This is a genomic window from Methylohalobius crimeensis 10Ki, assembly GCF_000421465.1.
Classification (GTDB): domain Bacteria; phylum Pseudomonadota; class Gammaproteobacteria; order Methylococcales; family Methylothermaceae; genus Methylohalobius; species Methylohalobius crimeensis.
Window position 1 is genome coordinate 985,289 of sequence record NZ_ATXB01000001.1, and the last position, 18,865, is coordinate 1,004,153.

An 18,865-nucleotide genomic window follows, 5' to 3' on the forward strand; every position below is an offset into this window, starting at 1 on the left:
CTCCCACTATCCACGCTGCGTTTGCAGCGACTTTTCAAACCGTCTCAGAAAACCAGCTTTTCCGCACGGATAAACACGGGATCATCCCAGGTCAGTCCCACCCGTTTATCGTAAAGAGATTCATTGACGAGTCGCATGAATTGTTCGCCGAATTTGGCCTCGGCCACTGGCTGAATCGCGCCCGCCATTCGTAGGGCGTCGTAGCCTTGGCGGGGCAGTTGGACGATATAGGGTTGCAAATCTCGTGCGATGGCCCCAGCGTGTTCGGCGTACTCCAAATCGCGTAATGCCGTCCGGGCGGTCTGGTCGAACGGAACGACAACGGGCATTTGCGTGTTCTCAATCATTCGGAATTTGCTGGCGACGGTTTCGAAGGGCAGGCCGTCAATGTTGCCTTCCTTGAATCGCCCGAGCAAATCGTGTCCGTCCAATGCCTGCTCGCCTTTCTGCCAATAGAGCATTTGGAAATAGTTTTCCACCGCCTGCAAGGAAAGCGGACCATCGGCGTGGTGTCGGAATATTTCCCGTCCCGCCTGAGCGAATTGTTTGAGCTCCAAAGGAGGCTTCCATTCATCTCCGGTCGAAAAGATCAATACTTCGCTGGTTTCCACGGGGCGCTTGCCTTCGCGGTTACAGCGCCCGGCCGCCTGGGCGATGGAGTCCAGCCCCGCCTCCGCGCGCAATACGGTGGGAAAATCCACGTCCACGCCTGCTTCGATGAGGGAGGTTGCGACAAGCCGGCATGGTTTGCCTTGAACGAGTTTTCGCTTGATTTCCGAAAGCACTTGGCTACGGTGTTTGGCGCACATCAAAGTCGTGAGATGGTAAGTACCGGCAAGGTCCGAGATGGATTCATAGAGTGCTCTCGCGTGGCGGCGGTTGTTGACGATGCACAGCACCTGCTCGTGGTCGGCCATTGCTTCGGCTAATTCAGCATCGCTCTTCAGCCCGACATGTCGCACCTGTACGCGCTCGAGGCGACGGAATATCCGCTCCGGTTCCGGTGCCAGTTCATGCACTTCCTCGAAGCCGTCTTTGAACTTGGGGGATTTCAACGCGGGTTGGGTGGCGGTGCAGAGCACGATGCTGGTGTGGTAGTTGCAGGCGAGTTCGTCGAGGGCGGTCACGCATGGACGCAGCAGTTTCAAGGGAAGCACCTGGGCTTCATCCAAAATCACGACACTGCCCGCAATGTTATGCAGTTTGCGGCATTTTGCCGGCCGGTCCGCGAATAAACTCTCAAAGAATTGAACCGCGGTCGTCACCACGATCGGCGCATCCCAGTTTTCCATGGCCAGTTTGAGCTTTTCTCGGGACTCCGGCTTTTTTCTATCGTCATCGATAAAGGCACTGTGATGTTCGAGCACTGCCTGTTCACCGAGTTCGCCGAGCGCTTCGCGGAAAACGGCGGCGTTTTGCTCCACAATGCTGGTAAACGGAATGACATAGATGACCCTGCGCAATCCATGTCGAATCGCATGATCCAGCGCGAAAGCAAGGGAGGTTAGCGTCTTGCCGCCGCCGGTGGGGACAGTCAGAGAGAAAATGCCGGGTTCGAGGATGGCGTTGGCTTGAACGTGCCGAAGAATGTCAGCGCGAATTTCGTTAACGGCCGTATCGGGTTTGAATTGGGAAAGGTGGTGTTTCAATGCCTCCCGCAGTTCAGTTAGATCCGGGACTTCTACATCGCGAAGGTTCCTTTTGCCGTCGAGTTTTCGATAAAACGCTTCGGTATCGAGAAAGTCCGCGTCTACCAGGCAGGAGAAAATCATCCTGGTCAAGAAAGCCAGTTGGAAAATCTGGCGTTTTCGGTGAGGTCGGAATCCCTTCGGCGAAAGCAAGGAATCGGCGGATGGCAATTCGATTTCCTGCTGCCAGTCCGGCAATAATTCCGGGAGCCCCTTGGCTTTCAGGCGTTCGGCGAGTGAGCCACGTTTGCCCGATTCGCGTCCGTCCGCCAGTCCGGCATGATGACCAGCGATACTGTAGGCGAGCAGTTTTCCGATCTGGTCATAGCGCTGGCAGGCGACACACGCTCCCCATGTGGAGTGATCGACTTTCGGAAAGTCGCCGGTCAGTCGTTTCTGGAATGCTTCTGTATATTTTCCCAGATCGTGCAATAGACCAGCGATACGCGCATAGTCAGCGGCTCCGAATCTTTCCGCTTTTTCGGCGGCGAGTTTTCCGACTGCTGTTAGGTGGGAAGACAGGGGTTGCCAGTCCGATTGGTCGACATTATCCGTTGAATGGGCGAAGAATTTCATCACGTGCGGGTTTCAAACACTCCGGCATAAAATTTTCTATTCCTTGCAGTATAAATGTAGCAACTTTCTTCTAGTCGAGCGGGGTCATTCCAAGCGCCTTGACTGCTCGAGTAAGCTGGCCATCAAATACGGCTACTCGGAAATCCACTCCAGGCAGGGTGCGCCAGATCGCTTTTGACGCGGCTAAATGAATACTGTCGTAGCCCGCAGAGAGAATTGTTCGTCCAAGTCGCCGGCACGCCGGATGACGAAATCGTCCGCGTGCAAAAAATCGGACTCCGCTTCCTGGACATAGAGCTTGAGGTAGGCGGATGTATCGAGGTATAGAATCACTCCCTTTCTTCCGCGACGATTTCGGACAATGGCTTTTGGTCTTCCGGCCAGGCAATAGGCCGATCCGATCCTCGTACTGCCCCTCGTTTTTCGGCCTTGATCCACGGCAATGCATCCAGGCGAGCGACAGCTTCGTTTTCAAGTTGCTCGGGTTTCGGAGAGAGGATTGGAGTGAGGCGCGCCACAGGTTTGCCGCGCACTTTGACAGTCACTTCTTCGCCTTCTGCAACGCGGCGAAGGTACTCGGAAAGATGGGCTTTGAGTTCCCGGACCGATGTTTCCATGAGAGTCTCTAATGTGGTTTCAACACTATTGTAGTCATTACAGCTAGGTCGAAAATATCGATTCTACCAAATATGATGAGCCGACTAGGGCAGGCTAAAAACAATCATGTCACAGACTGCATCAGCGTCGACGATGGCAAGGTATTAGGGAAGGATAGGCGGCATCGGCCGATGCCGCCCGGTCAAGATTTAAGAATATTTGCGCCGCAGAATGCGCGCCGCTTCCACCATATTGCCCAGGGCAGCATCCACTTCCGGCCACTGGCGGGTCTTGAGGCCGCAGTCGGGATTGACCCAGAGGCGTTCCAGCGGGATTTTCCCGGCGGCCAGTTCCAGCAGGGTGGCCATTTCCTCGGCGCTGGGAACGTTGGGGGAGTGAATATCGTAAACGCCCGGTCCGATTTCGTTGGGGTATTCGAAGCCGGCGAAGGCGTCCAGAAGGTCCATTTTCGAGCGGGTCGCTTCTATCGTGATGACGTCGGCGTCGAGGGCGGCGATGCTTTCGATGATGTCGTTGAATTCGGCATAGCACATATGGGTGTGGATCTGAGTCTCGTCGCGCACGCCCGAGGAGGCGATGCGGAAGCAGCCTACCGACCAGTCGAGATAGGCCGGCCAATCTTTACGCCGAAGAGGCAATCCTTCGCGCAGGGCCGGCTCGTCGATCTGGATCACCCCGATGCCGGCCGCTTCCAGATCGGCCACTTCGTCCCGCAAGCTCAAGGCGATCTGCAGGCAGGTGTCCCGGCGCGGCAGGTCGTCGCGCACGAACGACCACTGCAGCATGGTCACAGGCCCCGTCAGCATGCCTTTCATGGGTTTGGGGGTCAGGGATTGGGCGTAACGGATCCAGTCCACCGTCATCGGCCGCGGGCGGGAGACGTCGCCGTAAATGATCGGCGGTTTGACGCAGCGCGATCCGTAGGATTGTACCCAGCCGTTGCGGGTGAAGGCGAAACCCTCCAACTGTTCGCCGAAATATTCCACCATGTCGTTGCGTTCCGGTTCCCCGTGAGCCAAGACGTCCAATCCGTATGCTTCTTGTTTTTGCACGCAGAAGGCGATCTGTTTCTTTAGAAAGGCGGTGTAATCGTCCGCGCTGATTTCACCCTGCTTGAAATCCCGGCGCCGGGCTCGGATTTCCGGGGTTTGGGGAAATGAGCCGATGGTGGTGGTGGGCAGCAGGGGCAGATCGAGCTTGGCCCGTTGCGCTTCGCGTCGGACCGGATAGGGGTTGGCACGCCGTTCTGCGGCCGGGGTGATTTCCGCCTGCCGCCGACGGACCGCCGGATCGGTGACCCGTTTGGAGGCCCGCCGGGAAGCAATGGCCCGGCGACTTGCTTCCAATGGGTCGGCGACGATTTCCGGACCGTGGTCCAATGCCTGTTTGAGGAGCGTCAGTTCTTCCAGTTTCTGCACCGCGAAAGCGAGCCAGGTTTTCAGCTCGGCGTCGATCCCGGTTTCCGCGTCCAGATCCACGGGGGTATGGAGCAGGGAGCAGGAAGGCGCCAGCCACAACTCCCGGCGATCGTGGAGAGAAGCCAAGGCCTCCAGGGCCTCGTCCAAATCGCTGCGCCAAACGTTGCGGCCGTCGACGATCCCCACCGACAGGACTTTGTGCGCCGGCAGCCAATCGGCGACCCGGCTCAGTTCCTCCGGCGCCCGCACCGCATCCACGTGGAGCCCGGCTACCGGTAGGCTGCAGGCGGTTTTCAGGTTCCCCGCCAAGGGGCCGAAGTAGACGGCAAGCAGGAGGTTCAGCCCTTTGATCTGCAGTTGGTGATAGCTCTGCTCGAAGGCGGTCAGCCACGAAGGGGGCAGGTCCAACGCCAGGATCGGTTCGTCGATTTGAATCCATTGAGCGCCCTGATCCTTGAGCCGTTGGAGGATTTCGCCATAGACGGGCAATAGGCGCGGTAACAGGGTGAGTTTGTCGAAGGACTCGGCGTGGCATTTGCCCAGCCACAACCAAGACAACGGTCCCAGGAGCACCGGTTTGGCTTTATCCCCCAGAATTTCCCGGGCTTCGGCGAATTCCTCGAACAGTTTCTCCGAGGACAAGGAAAACGCTTGATCCGGGGTCGGTTCCGGCACCAGGTAGTGATAATTGGTATCGAACCATTTGGTCATTTCGCACGCCGGCCGGGGTTGTCCGCTGGGCGCGCGGCCGCGGGCCATGCGGAAATAAGTGTCCAGAGCCACCGCGCCGCCGGGATGCGCGAAGCGTTCGGGCACACAGCCCAACAAACAACTGGTGTCCAGCACATGGTCGTACCAGGAAAAATCCCCCACCGGAATCCAATCGATGCCCGCCTGTTGTTGAATCTCCCAGTGGTGTCGGCGGAGGTCTCGGCCGGTGCGCGCCAGTTGGTCGGCGTTTATGGTGCCTTGCCAATAGGCCTCGACGGCTTTTTTCATTTCCCGCCTGAGCCCGAGGCGGGGGAAACCGAGATTGTGGGTGGTGGTCATATAATGCTCCTCGAAAGTGGCAAAAAAAGATAAATTCAACATTAAAGAGCAAAAGTATGGCCAGATAAGTTTATGAACTCAATTGATAGTTTCTCAGTATAAATTGATAAATATTCATGTATATCGAAATCAAACATTTACGCACTTTAAAAATGCTTCAACAGACCGGCAGCCTGGTGGCCGCCGCCCGGCGCCTGCATCTCACTCAATCGGCCTTGTCGCACCAGCTCAAGGCGCTGGAGGATTGGGTGGGGACGGCGCTGGTCATCCGCAAAAGCCGTCCCCTCACGTTCACGCCTGCCGGTCAGCGCCTATTGATCTTGGCGGATCAGGTGTTGCCGGCGATGCAGGCGGCCGAACGGGATTTGGCCCGTCTCAGCGGCGGTCAGGCGGGAAGGCTGTTCATCGTCATCGAGTGTCACAGCTGTTTCGAATGGCTCTTGCCCACCATGGACGTCTATCGGGAAAGCTGGCCGGACGTGGAAATGGACCTTACTTTGGGGTTCAGCTTCGAACCATTGCCGGCATTGGTTAGAGGGGACGTGGATTTGGTCATCACCTCCGATCCCCAGCCCATCGCCGGCATCGCATACATACCCTTATTCGCTTTTCAGGCGATGCTGGCGATGGCCAAAAACCATCCTTTGGCGGCCAAGCGTTGGATCGAACCTCGGGATCTGAGCGAGCAAACCTTGATTACCTATCCGGTGGAAAAGGAGCGCCTGGATGTCTTCTCCAAGTTCCTGGACCCCGCCGGTGGGCAGCCGGCCGGTCAGCGAACCTGCGAGTTGACCGCGATGATGTTGCAACTGGTGGCCAGTCGCCGCGGAGTGTGCGTGTTGCCCAATTGGGCCTTGGCCGAATACCTGGCCCGAGATTATGTAGCGGCAAGGCCGCTGGGGCCGGAGCCGATTTGGGGGACGCTCTATGCGGCCTTAAGGGAAAAAGAAGGGGATCTGGCCTATTTGAAGGAATTTTTGGAAACCGCGCGCCAAGTGTCGTTTCAGAGTCTGAAAGGGATTCGGGTGGCGGATTCCAAGACCCCTGAGGAATAAAGCCAAGGTGATTCCTGACAAATTGGCCGGAAATGAATTTGGAGGCTGCGCGCCCGATAGGCAGCAGGTGGTGGTTTCTCATCGACTATATACCGACTCTTTGCTCCTAACCGGTAAAGGAAAAAAAACTTGGGCTATAGTTTGTAACAGACTTAACACATTTATATATGAACTAGAGCCGGAAGATACCGGTTTAAGAAAGGAGGAGAGGTTATGAACTGGAATTCCGTGGGCATGCGTTTGGTATGGGTGGTGGCAGGCCTCCTGCTGCTGGGAGCGGCAGGGTTGCTTTGGGCTTATGCCTATCAGCAACATTCTACGGCGATCGAGGCCGAGGTGCGGAAGGCCAGAAATGTGCTCATGATCGCCGAATCGGTACGCAATGAAATGGCCACTCAATGGGAGGTGGGGACATTCACTCCCGAGATGTTGCGCGAGTTTAAGACCCTGCCGGAGGCCGAGGCGAGGGCGAAGATTCTATCCACGGTCCCGGTGGTGATGTCTTGGCATGTGATTCAATCCAGGGCGGAGGAAAACGGCATCGAGCTGCGTACACCGCGCGAGAATCCGCGCAACCCAAAAAACGTTCCAGACGCGCTGGAAGCAGAGGCCTTGCAATACTTCACCCGTCATCCCGAAGCGACCGAATACCAGGTGCTCGACGAGCGAACCGAAGCTCTGCGATATTTTAGGCCGGTGCGTTTACAGCAACAATGTCTGATTTGTCACGGGGATCCGAGGAACTCGCAAAATCTGTGGGGCCGAAACGACGGGCGGGACATCCTCGGCTATCCCATGGACGGCAAAAAAGCCGGCGATTTGCATGGGGCTTTCGAGGTGATCTCTTCCATGGAAGAGACCGATAGTATCATCGCCGCCAATGTATTCAAGGGGGCGGGCTTGATCTTTATGGTCGTCTTGATCGTTGCCGGCGGTTTGTTTTTCGCCACCAAACGGATGGTGGTCGACCCCTTGACCGTTTTGGGCTTGAGGTTGCAGGACTTCGCCCAAGGCGAGGGAGATTTGACCGCCCGCTTGGAAGTCAAAGGCAAGAACGAATTCGCCTGGGTGGCGCATAGCTTCAATCAGTTCGTCAAGAAGCTGCGCAAGATGATGCTGACCCTGAAGGACAGCAGTCAGTATCTCGCCCAGGAAACCGAAAATTTGAATCGCTTGGCCACGGTCACCGAGGAAGGGGCGGCCAGTCAACGGAACGAACTCAGTCATGTGGCCGCCACCATGCAGCAGATGGCGGTGGCGGTGCAGGAAATCGCCAGCAGTACGACCAAGGCGGCGGATGCGTCCCAATCCACCGATACGGAGGCCAAGTCGGGGCAGGAGGTGGTGCAGACGGCGATCGGCAAGATCGACCGGCTGACCTCGGAAGTGGACAAGGCGGCGCAAGTGCTCAAGGAATTGGAAGGCGATAGCGACAGCATCGGCGAAGTGCTGAAGATTATCGGCGACATTGCCGATCAGACCAATCTTTTGGCCTTGAACGCCGCCATCGAAGCGGCCCGGGCCGGAGAGCAAGGACGCGGATTCGCGGTGGTGGCCGAGGAGGTCCGTACCCTGGCTTCCCGGACTCAGGAGTCCACCGCCGAGATCCAGCAGACCATCGAGCGTCTGCGCAACCGATCGCGCCAGGCGGTGGAGGTGATCACCGAAAGCAAGGAGCAGGCGCATGCGAGCAGGGAAGAGGCCCACAGCGTCAACACGGTGCTCGAAAATATCACCGGCATGATCGACGAAGTCAAGCAAATGAACGCGCAAATCGCCAGCGCGGTGGAAGAGCAGAGCATGGTCGGCGAGGAGGTCAACCAAAACGTCGCCCGGGTCAACGAAGGCGTGGAGTCGGCCTATGCCAAGATGGAAGAGACCCGTCAGGCCGTCACCTTGCTCCAGGAACAGGCCGGCAAGCTTGCCGAGATTGTCGGGCAGTTCAAGACCTAGTAGGGGCGACCGGCCGGTCGCCCCTACCAATCACCGGCCGGTCGCCCCTACCAATCAGGCGCCTTAGATAATCAGAACCGGCTGCGCGGCAGCCGGTTCAGTTCTTCCAGAAGGTCCAGCACCAAAGCTGCGCCGACGGGATTGACTCCCAGATCCCGCTCCAAGCGTAGCGCGATCCTGAGTCGCTGAAAGGCGGCGGCGTCGAAGCGCCACTCGGAAGGTTGGAGTCCTTCCGCCTCGATCACCCCTTCGTTGACCAGTTCGATCACCGTTTCAGGTTGGATTTCGCAAACCCGGCAGATTTCCACCAGCGTCAGGCGGAAATGCTCGTCCAGCACCACGCCGGACAGTACCTTTTCCTCCCGCATACTCACACTCCCATACCCTGGCGTGGGTTCATCGGAAGCTTTTCGGCCATTTCCTCATAGAAGCGTCGCTGGGCGCCGGTATCTGCCGGCGGGGCGTGAATCTTCAGCACCACGATTTGATCCCCCGGCGGCGTTCCCGGCAGTCCTTTGCCCTTGAGGCGAAGTTTTTTGTCGGTTTGCGATCCCGCGGGAATGGTCAGCGTTACCTTGCCGGACAACGTCGGCACCGCCACCTTGGCGCCCAGTGCCGCCTCCCAGGGGGTGATGGGAAGATTCAAGTACAGGTCTTTCTTTTCCACCTGAAATAAACGATGCGGTTTGAAGTGGATTTCCAGGTAGAGGTCGCCGGCCGGTCCCCCGCCGATTCCGGGAGCACCCTGTCCGGTCAGGCGGATTTTCTGCCCCGCTTGAATCCCTTGAGGGATTTTGACGTGCAGACGCTTGGGCTTCTCCACGATCCGGCCGCTATCGGCGTCCGTTTCGGGGATGTTCAGGGTGATGGTTTGAGTGGTGCCGCGGTAGGCATCCTCCAGGTCGATATGCACCTTGGCGTGCAGATCCTCTCCCCGCATCCGAACGCTGCGGGCATGGGAGCGGAAACCGCCGCCGAACAGGGACTCGAAAAATTCGCTGAAATCCCCGAATCCGCCCCGGGGATGTTCTCTTTTGCCGAAACCGAATTGTTCCTCCCAGTCCGGCGGTGGACGAAACCCCTGGCCAGGTTTCCATTGGCGGCCCACTTGATCGTAGGCCTTGCGTTTTTCGGGATCCTTGAGCACCTCGTAGGCCTCGGCGACTTCCTTGAATTTCGCCTCGGCGTCGGGTTCCTTGCTCACGTCCGGATGATACTTGCGCGCCAGCTTGCGATAGGCGCGCTTGATCTCATCCTGGCCGACGTCTCGGGAGACGCCCAAGGTTTTGTAATAATCCTTGAATTCCATCGATGCGGTTTACAAGCCTTCGCTCGAGAACAGTACCACTTTGTCGCTGATGAAGCGGACCTTGATGTTTTTTTTCGGCTTGCCCCAGGTGCAGCTTTCGGCGTTGAGCACCGCTTCGCATTCGTCCGGTTCGCCCAGAAGTTTGACCACTTCCTGATAATCCATGCCCAACTCCAGGTTCTGATAGTTTTCCGGGGTGACCTTGCTGCAGGCGGCCAGCAGCAGGGTCAAGGCGATCAATGAAAGCGTGCGTACTCCGGTCATGGCTGTCCTCTGTAAAATATGTGGATGAATCAGTCGGATTCAAGGGTGTAGAAAAGATCGATGCTTTGACTGGTTCCGGCGCCCGCTTCGACGGTGAAGAAGCGATTGATCCGGTAGCGCAGCAGCGCCTTTCCGATCCCGTTGAACAAGCTGAAAGCATACCCCACATAGAGGTCGGGCGTCAGGTACTTTCCCAGGGCGAGGGAGGTTTCTTCGAGGGTGGTGCCGCTTCTCATCTCCACTTCGTCCAAACCCAATTGCTTGATCCAGGGAATGGCCAGGTCGACTCCCATGGACAAGGCGGCCTTGGCGATCATGGCTTGTTCGCTCTGGCCGCTGCTCTTGAAGGAACGGCCGGTCAACAGATAGGCCAGGGCTTCGGTTTCCGGCAAGGGCGGCTGGCTTCTGACCTTGAGGATAGGGTTTTGAGCCGGGCCGCGCACCTCCAGGATGGCGGTGACGTCCTCGTCGGGGATGGTTCGAACCGCTTTGAGGTCGAGATAAGGCTGGTCCACCGGGCCGTTGAAGATCAACCGGCCTTTTTCGATGGTCAGGTTCTGTCCGTAGGCCTTGTAGGTGCCTTCCTCCAGATCGATCGCTCCGTAGGCGCTGGTTTGGGCATTGCGGCTGCGGACTTCCATACTGCCTGCCAAGCCCGTTTTCAAGCCGAACCCTTCAAGGCGTACGGATTTTCCCAAAATGACTTCCACCCGGCTGGTAAGCTGGAAAGGCGGGGGCGCGGTTTGGCTATCGGCTCCCACGATGACTTCGTCTTCGGACACCGTCACGCTTCCCCGGGGCAATTCCTTGAGCTGAATATCCGCGTCGGGAATGGTGACTGTCCCTTCCAGGCGTGCGGTTTGATCGGACAAGTCGAATACCAGATCCGGCGAGGCGCTGACCTTGGCCTGGGTGCGTCTCGCCACTTGTAGATTCTGACCGCGCAGCATGAAGTGAAGTTTTCCCGGCAATTGGGCCCAGCCGGAAAAATCCGCGCGGCCTTCGCCGGATTGAAGGCTTCCTTTCAGGTTCAAGCGCTTCTCGTCGCCGCGAATGGTGGTTTCGATGGCGGTGAGGCGAATGCCGGCCGGCGGAATGGTCGCGGCGGCGCCGGTCAATCGCAGTCGGCCTTGCGGCTTTAGATTGCTGATCGGGCCGTCCATATGCAGATTGGCTGAGATTTGCCCTTCGGGCTCCGCCACTTGGGGCAGCCACGGCGCCAGCTTGGCGAGATCGGGGATTTCCAATTGAAGCCGGCTGTCGAGACCGATCGGACGGGCGTTGAAATTCAACCGCCAGTCGGCCTCGAAAATACCGTCGCCGGCAGTCGAAGCTTTCGGGGGGAGCAATTCGATCCGCCTGCCTTCGGAGCTGGTTAGTCTGATGCCGTCGTCGATACGCGCCTGCCAGATGCCGTCGCGGTAACTGCCCGATAAAGCCGTTGCCAGTTTGCCTTGCGGAGTTTCCAGCTCGAGATTCCATCGATGTTGATCGAATCCGCCTCGGGCGGCCAGATCCAAGCGCTCGATTCGTTGATCGGGAAGTTGCAATCGGCGCAGGCGGAAATCGCCTCGAGAGGCGGGATCGTCGGGGTCGAAACGGAGAGACATTTGGAGCGATTTCAGGCGATATTCCTGCCAGATCAAATCCCGGCCCCGGGCCTCGGCTCGGATGTTGGGAAGGTCGGGTTTTCCCGTCACTTGTCCCTGAGCTGTCAGAGACCCGCCGAGATCCGGCCAAAGCTCATGCAGGCGGGGGCCGTCGAAGGCGAAGTTCAGGTCGAGCGTTTCTTGGTAACTGCCCGTGATCCGGAGTTGGTTGGCGCCGCTTTTGACATTGAACTGATCGAAGCGCCATTTGCCGTTTCGGAATTCGACGGCGCCGGCGGCGTCCACCGGTTGCTGACGCAAACTGCCGCGAAGGTGGTCGATTTGAAGCGTGAAAAGCCGTTTTTTATTCCACTTGCCGTTGCTCGATGCCGCCAATTCCAGATGGCCGGGCCAATCGGGCGCGAAGGGTTGCGGATTCAGATCTTGCCCTTCCAGGGTAAGATCCCAGCTCAGCGCCGGCGACCAGCCGATTTCGCCGGTGGCGTTCAACCGGCCTTGAGGGGGGCGCAGCTCGAGCGACTTCAGCGCCAGGGATTCGGCATTGCCCTGGCCGTTGAGGCGGAGCTGGAGCGAGGGAATGGTTTTGCCTGCATATCGGGCATCGAGCTGAAGTTGATAGGACTCCAACTTTCCGCTGCTCGAGGCCTGCAGCTCTAAATCCCCGGGCCACTCAGGAACGAAAGATTGGGGATTTAGATCGCGCCCTTCCAGGGAAAGCTCCCAAGCCAAGGCCGGCGACCAGCTCACTTGACCGGTGGCGGTCAGTTGGCCTTCGGGGGGAAGCACCTCGAGCGATTTCAGCGCCAAGGATTCGGTGTTTCCGCGGCCTTGGAGGCGGAGCTTGAGTTCGGGTATGGTGTTGCCGGTCACGAGGGCGTTCAGTGCGATCCGGTAATCGCTGAGCGTTCCGTCCGCGCGATAGTCACCTTGCGGACTTTGGTAGTTTGGGGCATCGGGCGGCCAAGCGAGATTCTTCCAGTCGCCGTGAATAGCAAACGGAAGCTCCGGATCCACCACGTTCGCCTTGCCGCGGGTTACGACCTGGAAAGGCGCCGTGAGTCGATGATCGATGACGAGCTCGCGCAGGTTGCCGGTCACCGTTCCCTTTCCGTTTAAGACGTTTTCTTCGATCTTGCCGCGCCAGTCGACATTCAGGGTCAAGGGGTAGTCCCCCTGAAGCCGCCCTTTTCCGCTGGCAATGAGTGTCCAGGGTTGAGCTCGAGCCTCGAGGGTCTGTAGGACGAGCCGGTCTTCCGTCAACTCGGCGGCCAGCCTTATCTGCTCGATCGTCTGATGCATCTTTCCTTGGACGATGACCGCGTCGTTCAATTCGGCGTGGCGGATCGCAACGGCGACGGGCAAGCGAATGGTGGGCAGGGTGAGGGGGGAGGGTTCCGCGGTCTCCGGCTCCGCCTCCGTCTCACCCCGGTAACGCAAGCTGGTGGCGACGATTTTCTCGATCGTCAAGCGCTTGGAAAACAAATCCTTGGGGTGCCAGGTCAGACTTAGACGGTCTAAATCGATTGCATAGGGGGGGAGCCGATATCGGACCTGATCCAATTCGAGGTGGCGCAAGAGGGTTCCGCGCGTCTTGCCGATGGTCAGTTCTCCGGGAACGATATGGACGGCGGTGTGGGCGATCCAGCGGGTACCGGTTTGGGTCGCCGCCAGTCCCAAGAGACCGGCGGCGGTCAACGGGATCATGAGAATCGCGATCGCACTAAAGTAAAGCCACCGTTTCATCGCCTTAGAGCTCCGGTCCCATGGATACGTGGACGCGCAGTTTGAAGTCGCCGTCGTTTACCGGCGTGGCTAGATCTACTCGAATGGGACCCACCGGCGAATACCAGCGGATACCCAGACCGGCGCCGATTTTGACCGGTTCGTCAAAAGTCGTGAAGGCATTGCCTGCGTCCATGAACAGCGCGGCTCCCCACTTTTCCAGAAACATCTGTTCGTACTCCAGACTGGCCACCCCCAGATAGCGGCCGCCGACGACGTCGCCGTCGTTGTTCTCGGGGCCCAAGCGTTTGTAGCCGTAACCGCGCACGCTGGTGTCGCCGCCGGCGAAAAAACGACTGCTGGCGGGCAGGTTGGCGAAGCGGTCGGTCCAGGTGGCGCCGGCTTCGAGCCGCGATAGGATGCGTCCCCGCCAGGGCAGTTGATATACCCCCTTGGTATAGGTATGCGCTTGAAGGTAGTGGACCGGGTCGCCCAGCAGGCTGCTGCCGCCTTCGAATGACAAATCGATTTTCCAGCCTCGTTTGGGGCGCAGGCGGTCGTCGGCTTTTACCCGATTCCAGCGGATCGCGGGGATCAGCAGCAATGAGGATTGGTTTTCGTCGCCTTCGATGTTCGAGCTTTCGTATTTCAGATCCAGGCCGAATTGTTCCGTCCAGCGCCGACGCGGATGGACGAAGTGGGCGCCGAATACGGCGCTGTCGGTGCGCAGGGTATCGGTCTCTTCGTGTAAATAACCGCCTTGCAAACTCAAGGTTTCCTGAACCGGGTTTGTCCAGGGGATCAGGTAGCGACCGCTGAGTTCCGAGCGTACCGGGGAAGCCCGTCCGTTGATCTCCAGCCGATGGCCGCGGCGGTTGACGCGGCGGTTCTCGTAACCCAGGGACAAGCGGGGACCGGTGTTGGTGTCGAATCCCGCACCGATCTTGAAATAATGCTGTTTGCGGGGAAAGAGCCGGATAGTTACCGGAATTTGCCCCTCGCGGATCTCCTCTCGCGCGGGGCGAATTTCCACATCCGCGAAATATTCGCTGTCGGCCAGCGCTTGGTAGGTTTCGGCCATCTGGGCGCCGCTATAGGGTTCCCCGGCTTTGACGGGGAGATAGCGGCGGACGAAGTCGGGATTCAGTATGTCCTGCCGAATCTCGATTTCCCCCAGCCTATAGCGCCGTCCGGAGTCGTAGTGAAGCCGGATCCACGCAAGCCCCCGGGAGGGATCGACTTTCAATTCATGGACGGAGAAGCGGCCGTCGAAGTAGCCGCGCTGTTCGGCCAGATTTATGAGGCGGCTTTTCAAATTCTCATAGCGGCCGTGATGGAGCGGATCTCCCGCTTTCAAGGGGGGATTTTGGAGGATTGCCTGGAACTTCGGATCGTCGGCGGCCTCTCCGGAAATTTTCAGATCCACCTCGGCCAACTCGATCCGAGGGCCGGGTTCGACAAAGATCTCGGCCTGCCAACACTCCGGGGTGAAAGAAAAATCGGTGCGGATGACCGGTTGATAATACCCCAATGCCCGCAGCGCCTTGCCGATTTCGCGTTTGGCCAAGGAAAAGGAATCTTCCACACGCCACCTGGGAGAATCGCAGCTTTCATCGAGCAGCGACAATTGTGCCTCGATATTGGCGAGTCGTTCTCCTTCCACCCCTTCGATGCGGATATCCGGTTTGGGATCGTCGGCCGAAAGCATGCCGTTCCAAATGATTGCGGCTAAAAGCAGGAGTAGCCGGACGCTCCCTCGCCGGCCTGTCATCAGGAGACGAGATATTGATCGATCAATTGGCGGGCGGCGGAAACTTGGTCGTCCTCAACCCAGAGGGAGATCAGGCCGGTGACCGGCAAAAGGCCGATTCCTCCCTGGAGATGCTGGCCGTGGATATGGGCGTCGATCCCGTGGTGTTCGAGCATTCCCTTGACGATATTGGCTTCTAGGATGTCGTCGGCTTGGTAAATCTGCCGCATGGGGCGCAAGACAAAACAGTAAAACGCTAAAATACTTTAACCTGGACGGTTAGTAAATCCCTCGAGGAGAGGCATGAAGGTATATTTAGTCGGCGGCGCGGTCAGAGATCAACTTTTGGGGTTGCCGGTGAAGGAGCGCGATTGGGTGGTGGTGGGGGAAACCCCCGAATCCATGGAAAGGCGCGGCTTTCAGCAGGTGGGTAAGGATTTTCCGGTGTTTCTGCACCCGACAACCCATGAGGAGTATGCCCTGGCTCGGACCGAGCGTAAGGTGGGGCCGGGCCATCGCGGGTTCGTGGTCCATGCCGCCCCCGATGTCACCCTGGAGGAGGATTTGAGGCGCCGGGATTTGACCCTCAACGCCATGGCCATGGACGCGGAAGGGCGCTTGATCGATCCCTATGGGGGCGCGCGCGATCTGGAGAATCGAATCCTCCGCCACGTTTCACCGGCTTTTGCCGAGGATCCCCTGCGGGTTCTTCGCGTCGCCCGCTTCGCCGCCCGCTTTGCCGGTCTGGGTTTTAGCGTGGCGGCGGAAACCATGGCATTGATGCGCCGGATCGTCGGCGCGGGGGAGATGGAAACCTTGACCCCGGAGCGGGTCTGGCAGGAGTTGATCAAGGCTTTGGAACAAGACACGCCGGCGGTGTTTTTCCAGGTGCTGAGAGAATGCGGAGCCAACGCGCGGCTGTTTCCGGAAATCGAGCGCCTGTTCGGGGTGCCCCAGCCGGCGAAATGGCACCCGGAAATCGATACCGGTGTTCACATCTTGATGGTCGTGAATCAGGCGGCACGGTTGACCCCCGACACGGTGGTGCGCTTCGCCGCCCTGACGCATGATTTGGGCAAGGGTTTGACCCCGCCGGACATTTGGCCCGGACACCGGGGCCATGAAACCCGGGGACTGGAACCGCTGGCGGAGTTGTGCCGACGCTTCAAGGCGCCAAAGGCCTACTACCGATTGGCGGAACGGGTGATGCGTTATCACGGTCATTGCCACCGGGTGCGCGAATTGCGCCCGGGCACCATCGTGGATGTTCTGTCTGGCGTGAATGCTTTCCACGACAATCAAGACTTCGAGCAATTCTTGCTGGCCTGCATGGCCGACGCCTTGGGTCGCAAAGGCTTGGAGGACCGTCCCTATCCCCAGGCCGACTGGTGGCGGGCGTTTCGGCGCGCGGCGATGGCGGTCGAAACCGCTCCGCTGCTGGCCAAGGGCCTGCGGGGGGAGGCGCTGGGCCGCGAACTGCGCCAGGATCGAATCCGGGCGGTGGCAAGGGAGAAGGGACGCTTGGTGATATAAAAAGCGGCATTGGATTCCCGGGCCCTACGGTGGAACGTCCGAGCATAACCGCGGGTCACAATTCTTGGCGGTTTTGGAAAACCCTTGTCAATCAATAAAAACAGGAGGGAGCTATGCGATTCTTAGCTGTCCACCCGGGCCCTTTGATGTACACCAAGGTTTTTTTGCGCTTGGAGCCCCTCGGTCTGGAAATCATCGCTGGCGCGGCGCGTAAGGCGGGCCATCAAGTACGCTTGATCGACCTCCAAGTGGAAAATCATCGAGATTATTTCAAACTGATCGAGGACTGGCGGCCCGATGTGGTGGCCTTTTCCTGTAATTATTTGGCCAACGTGCCGGAGATCGTCGATCTGGCTAAAGCGACCAAGGTCAAATGGCCCGCCTGTTTCGTGTTCGTGGGCGGTCACAGCGCTTCGTTTACCGCGCAAACCCTCCTGGCGCATGCCGACGGCGCCATCGATTGCATCCTCAAGGGCGAAGCCGAGGCGGTGATCGCCGATTTTCTCGCGGTCGTCGCAGACGATCCCACCGCTGTCACTCGAATTCCCGGCGCGGTGACCCTCGACGGAGAGGGGCCGCCTCCCGGATTCGTCGAGCGGCTGGAGGATTTTCGCCCGGCACGCGACCTATTGCGTCACCGCAAAAAATACTTCATCGGCACCCTGGATCCCTGTGCGTCGATCGAGTTTTCGCGCGGGTGTCCCTGGGATTGCTCCTTTTGCAGCGCCTGGACATTTTACGGTCGCAGCTATCGGAAGCTGAGTCCGGAGGTGGCGGTGGAGGAACTGGAATCCATCGATCAACGGGGGATTTTCATCGTCGACGATGTGGCGTTCATTCAATCCAAGCACGGTTTTGAAATCGGTGAAGCCATCGCCCGCAAGGGGCTGAAGAAAAAATATTATCTGGAGACACGCGGGGATGTGCTCCTGCGCAACAAGGAAGTGTTCAAGTTTTGGAAGGAACTGGGCCTGGAATACATGTTTTTGGGGCTGGAAGCCCTGGATGAGGAAGGGTTGAAAAAATTCCGCAAACGCGTCCCCTTGGGCCGCAATTTCGAGGCGTTGGAGTTCGCCCGTTCCCTGGGGATTCACGTGGCCGTCAATCTCATCGCCGATCCGGATTGGGACAAGGAGCGGTTCCGGGCGGTTCGGGAGTGGTGCATGGAAATTCCGGAGATCGTCAATATCAGCGTCAACACCCCCTATCCCGGCACCGAAACCTGGCATACCGAATCCCGCAAGCTGATCAGCCGCGATTATCGGCTGTTCGATATTCAGCATGTGGTGCTTCCCACCAAGCTGCCATTGGACGAGTTTTATCGGGAACTGGTCGAAACTCAGCGGGTGATGGCGCAGAAACACATGGGATGGCGCTCTCTGGTGGACATGTTCGGCACCACGGCGGGGCTTCTATTGCGGGGGCAGACCAATTTTTTCCAATCCTTGTGGAAGTTCGACAGCGTGTTCAACCCCGATCTATTGTTGGCCGATCACGACAAACCGGTGAAATATGAAATTCCCTTGCCGCCGCCGGCCGAAAAAACGGTGGACGTCAAATCGCTCTACGTTCATGCCGTAGCCGGGCGCCGTAGTCGGGAGATTGACGAGGGAACCGAGCGTTTCGTGGACGAGACGCGGATGGGAAGCGCCTTGTAATAAGGCCGCCAAGACTCGGTGGGAAGGCGGCCGATTTATCCGCCGTGAAAAATGAAAAAATTGGCGGCGATCGTCAGCCTGTCGCCGGGGTTGAGTAGGAGCGTCCGGGTCCCCAACGGATCGCCGTTCACCTTGATTTGGTCGCCGCCTTCGAGGCTCGACAGAAAATGGCCGTTTTGACGGCGCGCGATGACCGCAATGCAACCGTCGGAACCCAGCCTGGTCAGCGCGCGTTTCAAGGGGATCACCCGGCCGATGTTTTTTCCGTTGAGGATCTGGAGGCTCGCCTCCACTTGCTTCGGTGGCATTTTTGCCTGGATATCGCCGCCCGATGCGCCCGCTTTTTCGGCAACGTAATGAAGCGTGTGCTTGCCCAGGTGAATGACATCCCCCGAGGCGAGCCGGTGCCGGTCGATGGCGTGTCCGTTGACTTCCACCGGGAAGCGTTCGTCCTCGCGCATCAAGCGGGGACCGTCGAGATGCTCAAGATCGATGATCAGGTGCTTGGGCGCGATGGCGAGGCTGTCGATGCAAATGGTATTGTCGGGATCCCGCCCGACGGTGACGACGCCGCTGTCGAATTGGTGAGCTCGGACCAACTTGCCTTTGAAGCTTACCGTCAGTTTCGCCATTGGGACCTCGTTGCTCGATCTTTTTTGTG

The 18,865-nt window shown here is 58.5% G+C and carries 15 protein-coding genes; 4 read left to right on the forward strand and 11 right to left on the reverse strand.

Features of this window, described 5'->3' with window-relative positions; all coding sequences use genetic code 11:
- Window positions 1–44: 44 nt before the first annotated feature.
- The 4 genes from H035_RS0105125 to metE form a co-directional block, all read right to left on the reverse strand.
- Complete coding sequence (locus H035_RS0105125) at window positions 45–2,264, reverse strand: CRISPR-associated helicase/endonuclease Cas3 (RefSeq protein WP_022947926.1); 2,220 nt, start codon at window positions 2,262–2,264, stop codon at window positions 45–47.
- 183 nt (window positions 2,265–2,447) lie between these two features.
- Window positions 2,448–2,597 carry a hypothetical protein gene (locus H035_RS21960; protein WP_022947927.1) on the reverse strand — a complete coding sequence of 50 codons (150 nt, stop codon included), beginning with the start codon at window positions 2,595–2,597 and terminating at the stop codon, window positions 2,448–2,450.
- Window positions 2,594–2,881: a type II toxin-antitoxin system Phd/YefM family antitoxin gene (locus H035_RS18265; RefSeq protein ID WP_022947928.1), complete on the reverse strand. Its 288-nt coding sequence runs from the start codon at window positions 2,879–2,881 to the stop codon at window positions 2,594–2,596. The genes H035_RS21960 and H035_RS18265 overlap by 4 nt, the downstream gene beginning before the upstream one ends.
- Window positions 2,882–3,070: 189 nt before the next feature.
- Window positions 3,071–5,350, reverse strand: a complete 2,280-nt coding sequence (metE, locus tag H035_RS0105140) for a 5-methyltetrahydropteroyltriglutamate--homocysteine S-methyltransferase (RefSeq protein ID WP_026596284.1) — start codon at window positions 5,348–5,350, stop codon at window positions 3,071–3,073.
- 116 nt (window positions 5,351–5,466) lie between these two features.
- On the opposite strand from metE, the gene H035_RS0105145 reads away from it, so the two are divergent.
- On the forward strand, window positions 5,467–6,405 hold the full coding sequence (locus H035_RS0105145) for a LysR family transcriptional regulator (protein ID WP_022947930.1): 939 nt from the start codon (window positions 5,467–5,469) through the stop codon (window positions 6,403–6,405).
- A gap of 213 nt (window positions 6,406–6,618) precedes the next feature.
- Window positions 6,619–8,358, forward strand: a complete 1,740-nt coding sequence (locus H035_RS0105150; RefSeq protein WP_022947931.1) for a methyl-accepting chemotaxis protein — start codon at window positions 6,619–6,621, stop codon at window positions 8,356–8,358.
- Between the two features lie 71 nt (window positions 8,359–8,429).
- Here the strand turns inward: H035_RS0105150 and H035_RS0105155 are convergent, their stop codons facing one another.
- The 6 genes from H035_RS0105155 to H035_RS18270 form a co-directional block, all read right to left on the reverse strand.
- Window positions 8,430–8,726, reverse strand: coding sequence for a chaperone modulator CbpM (locus tag H035_RS0105155; RefSeq protein ID WP_022947932.1), 297 nt, complete (start codon window positions 8,724–8,726; stop codon window positions 8,430–8,432).
- Between the two features lie 2 nt (window positions 8,727–8,728).
- A complete protein-coding gene (locus H035_RS0105160; protein WP_022947933.1) occupies window positions 8,729–9,667 on the reverse strand; it encodes a DnaJ C-terminal domain-containing protein in 939 nt (312 codons plus the stop codon).
- A 9-nt stretch (window positions 9,668–9,676) separates the two neighbouring features.
- A complete protein-coding gene (locus tag H035_RS0105165) occupies window positions 9,677–9,931 on the reverse strand; it encodes a DUF3862 domain-containing protein (protein ID WP_022947934.1) in 255 nt (84 codons plus the stop codon).
- Window positions 9,932–9,960: 29 nt separating this feature from the next.
- On the reverse strand, window positions 9,961–13,284 hold the full coding sequence (locus H035_RS0105170; protein WP_026596286.1) for a translocation/assembly module TamB domain-containing protein: 3,324 nt from the start codon (window positions 13,282–13,284) through the stop codon (window positions 9,961–9,963).
- Window positions 13,285–13,288: 4 nt separating this feature from the next.
- Window positions 13,289–14,971 carry an autotransporter assembly complex protein TamA gene (locus H035_RS0105175; protein WP_051149741.1) on the reverse strand — a complete coding sequence of 561 codons (1,683 nt, stop codon included), beginning with the start codon at window positions 14,969–14,971 and terminating at the stop codon, window positions 13,289–13,291.
- A 62-nt stretch (window positions 14,972–15,033) separates the two neighbouring features.
- Window positions 15,034–15,243, reverse strand: a complete 210-nt coding sequence (locus tag H035_RS18270) for a putative signal transducing protein (RefSeq protein ID WP_022947937.1) — start codon at window positions 15,241–15,243, stop codon at window positions 15,034–15,036.
- Between the two features lie 73 nt (window positions 15,244–15,316).
- On the opposite strand from H035_RS18270, the gene H035_RS0105185 reads away from it, so the two are divergent.
- Both H035_RS0105185 and hpnR read left to right on the forward strand, forming a co-directional pair.
- Entirely contained in the window at window positions 15,317–16,546 is a 1,230-nt protein-coding gene (locus H035_RS0105185) for a multifunctional CCA addition/repair protein (protein WP_022947938.1), read from the forward strand.
- A 113-nt stretch (window positions 16,547–16,659) separates the two neighbouring features.
- On the forward strand, window positions 16,660–18,204 hold the full coding sequence (hpnR, locus tag H035_RS0105190; protein ID WP_022947939.1) for a hopanoid C-3 methylase HpnR: 1,545 nt from the start codon (window positions 16,660–16,662) through the stop codon (window positions 18,202–18,204).
- A gap of 35 nt (window positions 18,205–18,239) precedes the next feature.
- On the opposite strand, the gene H035_RS0105195 is transcribed toward hpnR, so the two are convergent.
- Entirely contained in the window at window positions 18,240–18,836 is a 597-nt protein-coding gene (locus H035_RS0105195; RefSeq protein WP_022947940.1) for an FHA domain-containing protein, read from the reverse strand.
- Between the last annotated feature and the right edge of the window lie 29 nt (window positions 18,837–18,865).

What these genes read in the sequence shown, in the direction of transcription:
- H035_RS0105125 (WP_022947926.1), bottom strand. Translation starts at nt 2,264, where the DNA reads ATGAAATTCTTCGCCCATTCAACGGATAATGTCGACCAATCGGACTGG.
- H035_RS18265 (WP_022947928.1), bottom strand. Translation starts at nt 2,881, where the DNA reads ATGGAAACATCGGTCCGGGAACTCAAAGCCCATCTTTCCGAGTACCTT.
- metE (WP_026596284.1), bottom strand. Translation starts at nt 5,350, where the DNA reads ATGACCACCACCCACAATCTCGGTTTCCCCCGCCTCGGGCTCAGGCGG.
- H035_RS0105145 (WP_022947930.1), top strand. Translation starts at nt 5,467, where the DNA reads ATGTATATCGAAATCAAACATTTACGCACTTTAAAAATGCTTCAACAG.
- H035_RS0105150 (WP_022947931.1), top strand. Translation starts at nt 6,619, where the DNA reads ATGAACTGGAATTCCGTGGGCATGCGTTTGGTATGGGTGGTGGCAGGC.
- H035_RS0105155 (WP_022947932.1), bottom strand. Translation starts at nt 8,726, where the DNA reads ATGCGGGAGGAAAAGGTACTGTCCGGCGTGGTGCTGGACGAGCATTTC.
- H035_RS0105160 (WP_022947933.1), bottom strand. Translation starts at nt 9,667, where the DNA reads ATGGAATTCAAGGATTATTACAAAACCTTGGGCGTCTCCCGAGACGTC.
- H035_RS0105165 (WP_022947934.1), bottom strand. Translation starts at nt 9,931, where the DNA reads ATGACCGGAGTACGCACGCTTTCATTGATCGCCTTGACCCTGCTGCTG.
- H035_RS0105170 (WP_026596286.1), bottom strand. Translation starts at nt 13,284, where the DNA reads ATGAAACGGTGGCTTTACTTTAGTGCGATCGCGATTCTCATGATCCCG.
- H035_RS0105175 (WP_051149741.1), bottom strand. Translation starts at nt 14,971, where the DNA reads ATGCTTTCGGCCGACGATCCCAAACCGGATATCCGCATCGAAGGGGTG.
- H035_RS18270 (WP_022947937.1), bottom strand. Translation starts at nt 15,243, where the DNA reads ATGCGGCAGATTTACCAAGCCGACGACATCCTAGAAGCCAATATCGTC.
- H035_RS0105185 (WP_022947938.1), top strand. Translation starts at nt 15,317, where the DNA reads ATGAAGGTATATTTAGTCGGCGGCGCGGTCAGAGATCAACTTTTGGGG.
- hpnR (WP_022947939.1), top strand. Translation starts at nt 16,660, where the DNA reads ATGCGATTCTTAGCTGTCCACCCGGGCCCTTTGATGTACACCAAGGTT.
- H035_RS0105195 (WP_022947940.1), bottom strand. Translation starts at nt 18,836, where the DNA reads ATGGCGAAACTGACGGTAAGCTTCAAAGGCAAGTTGGTCCGAGCTCAC.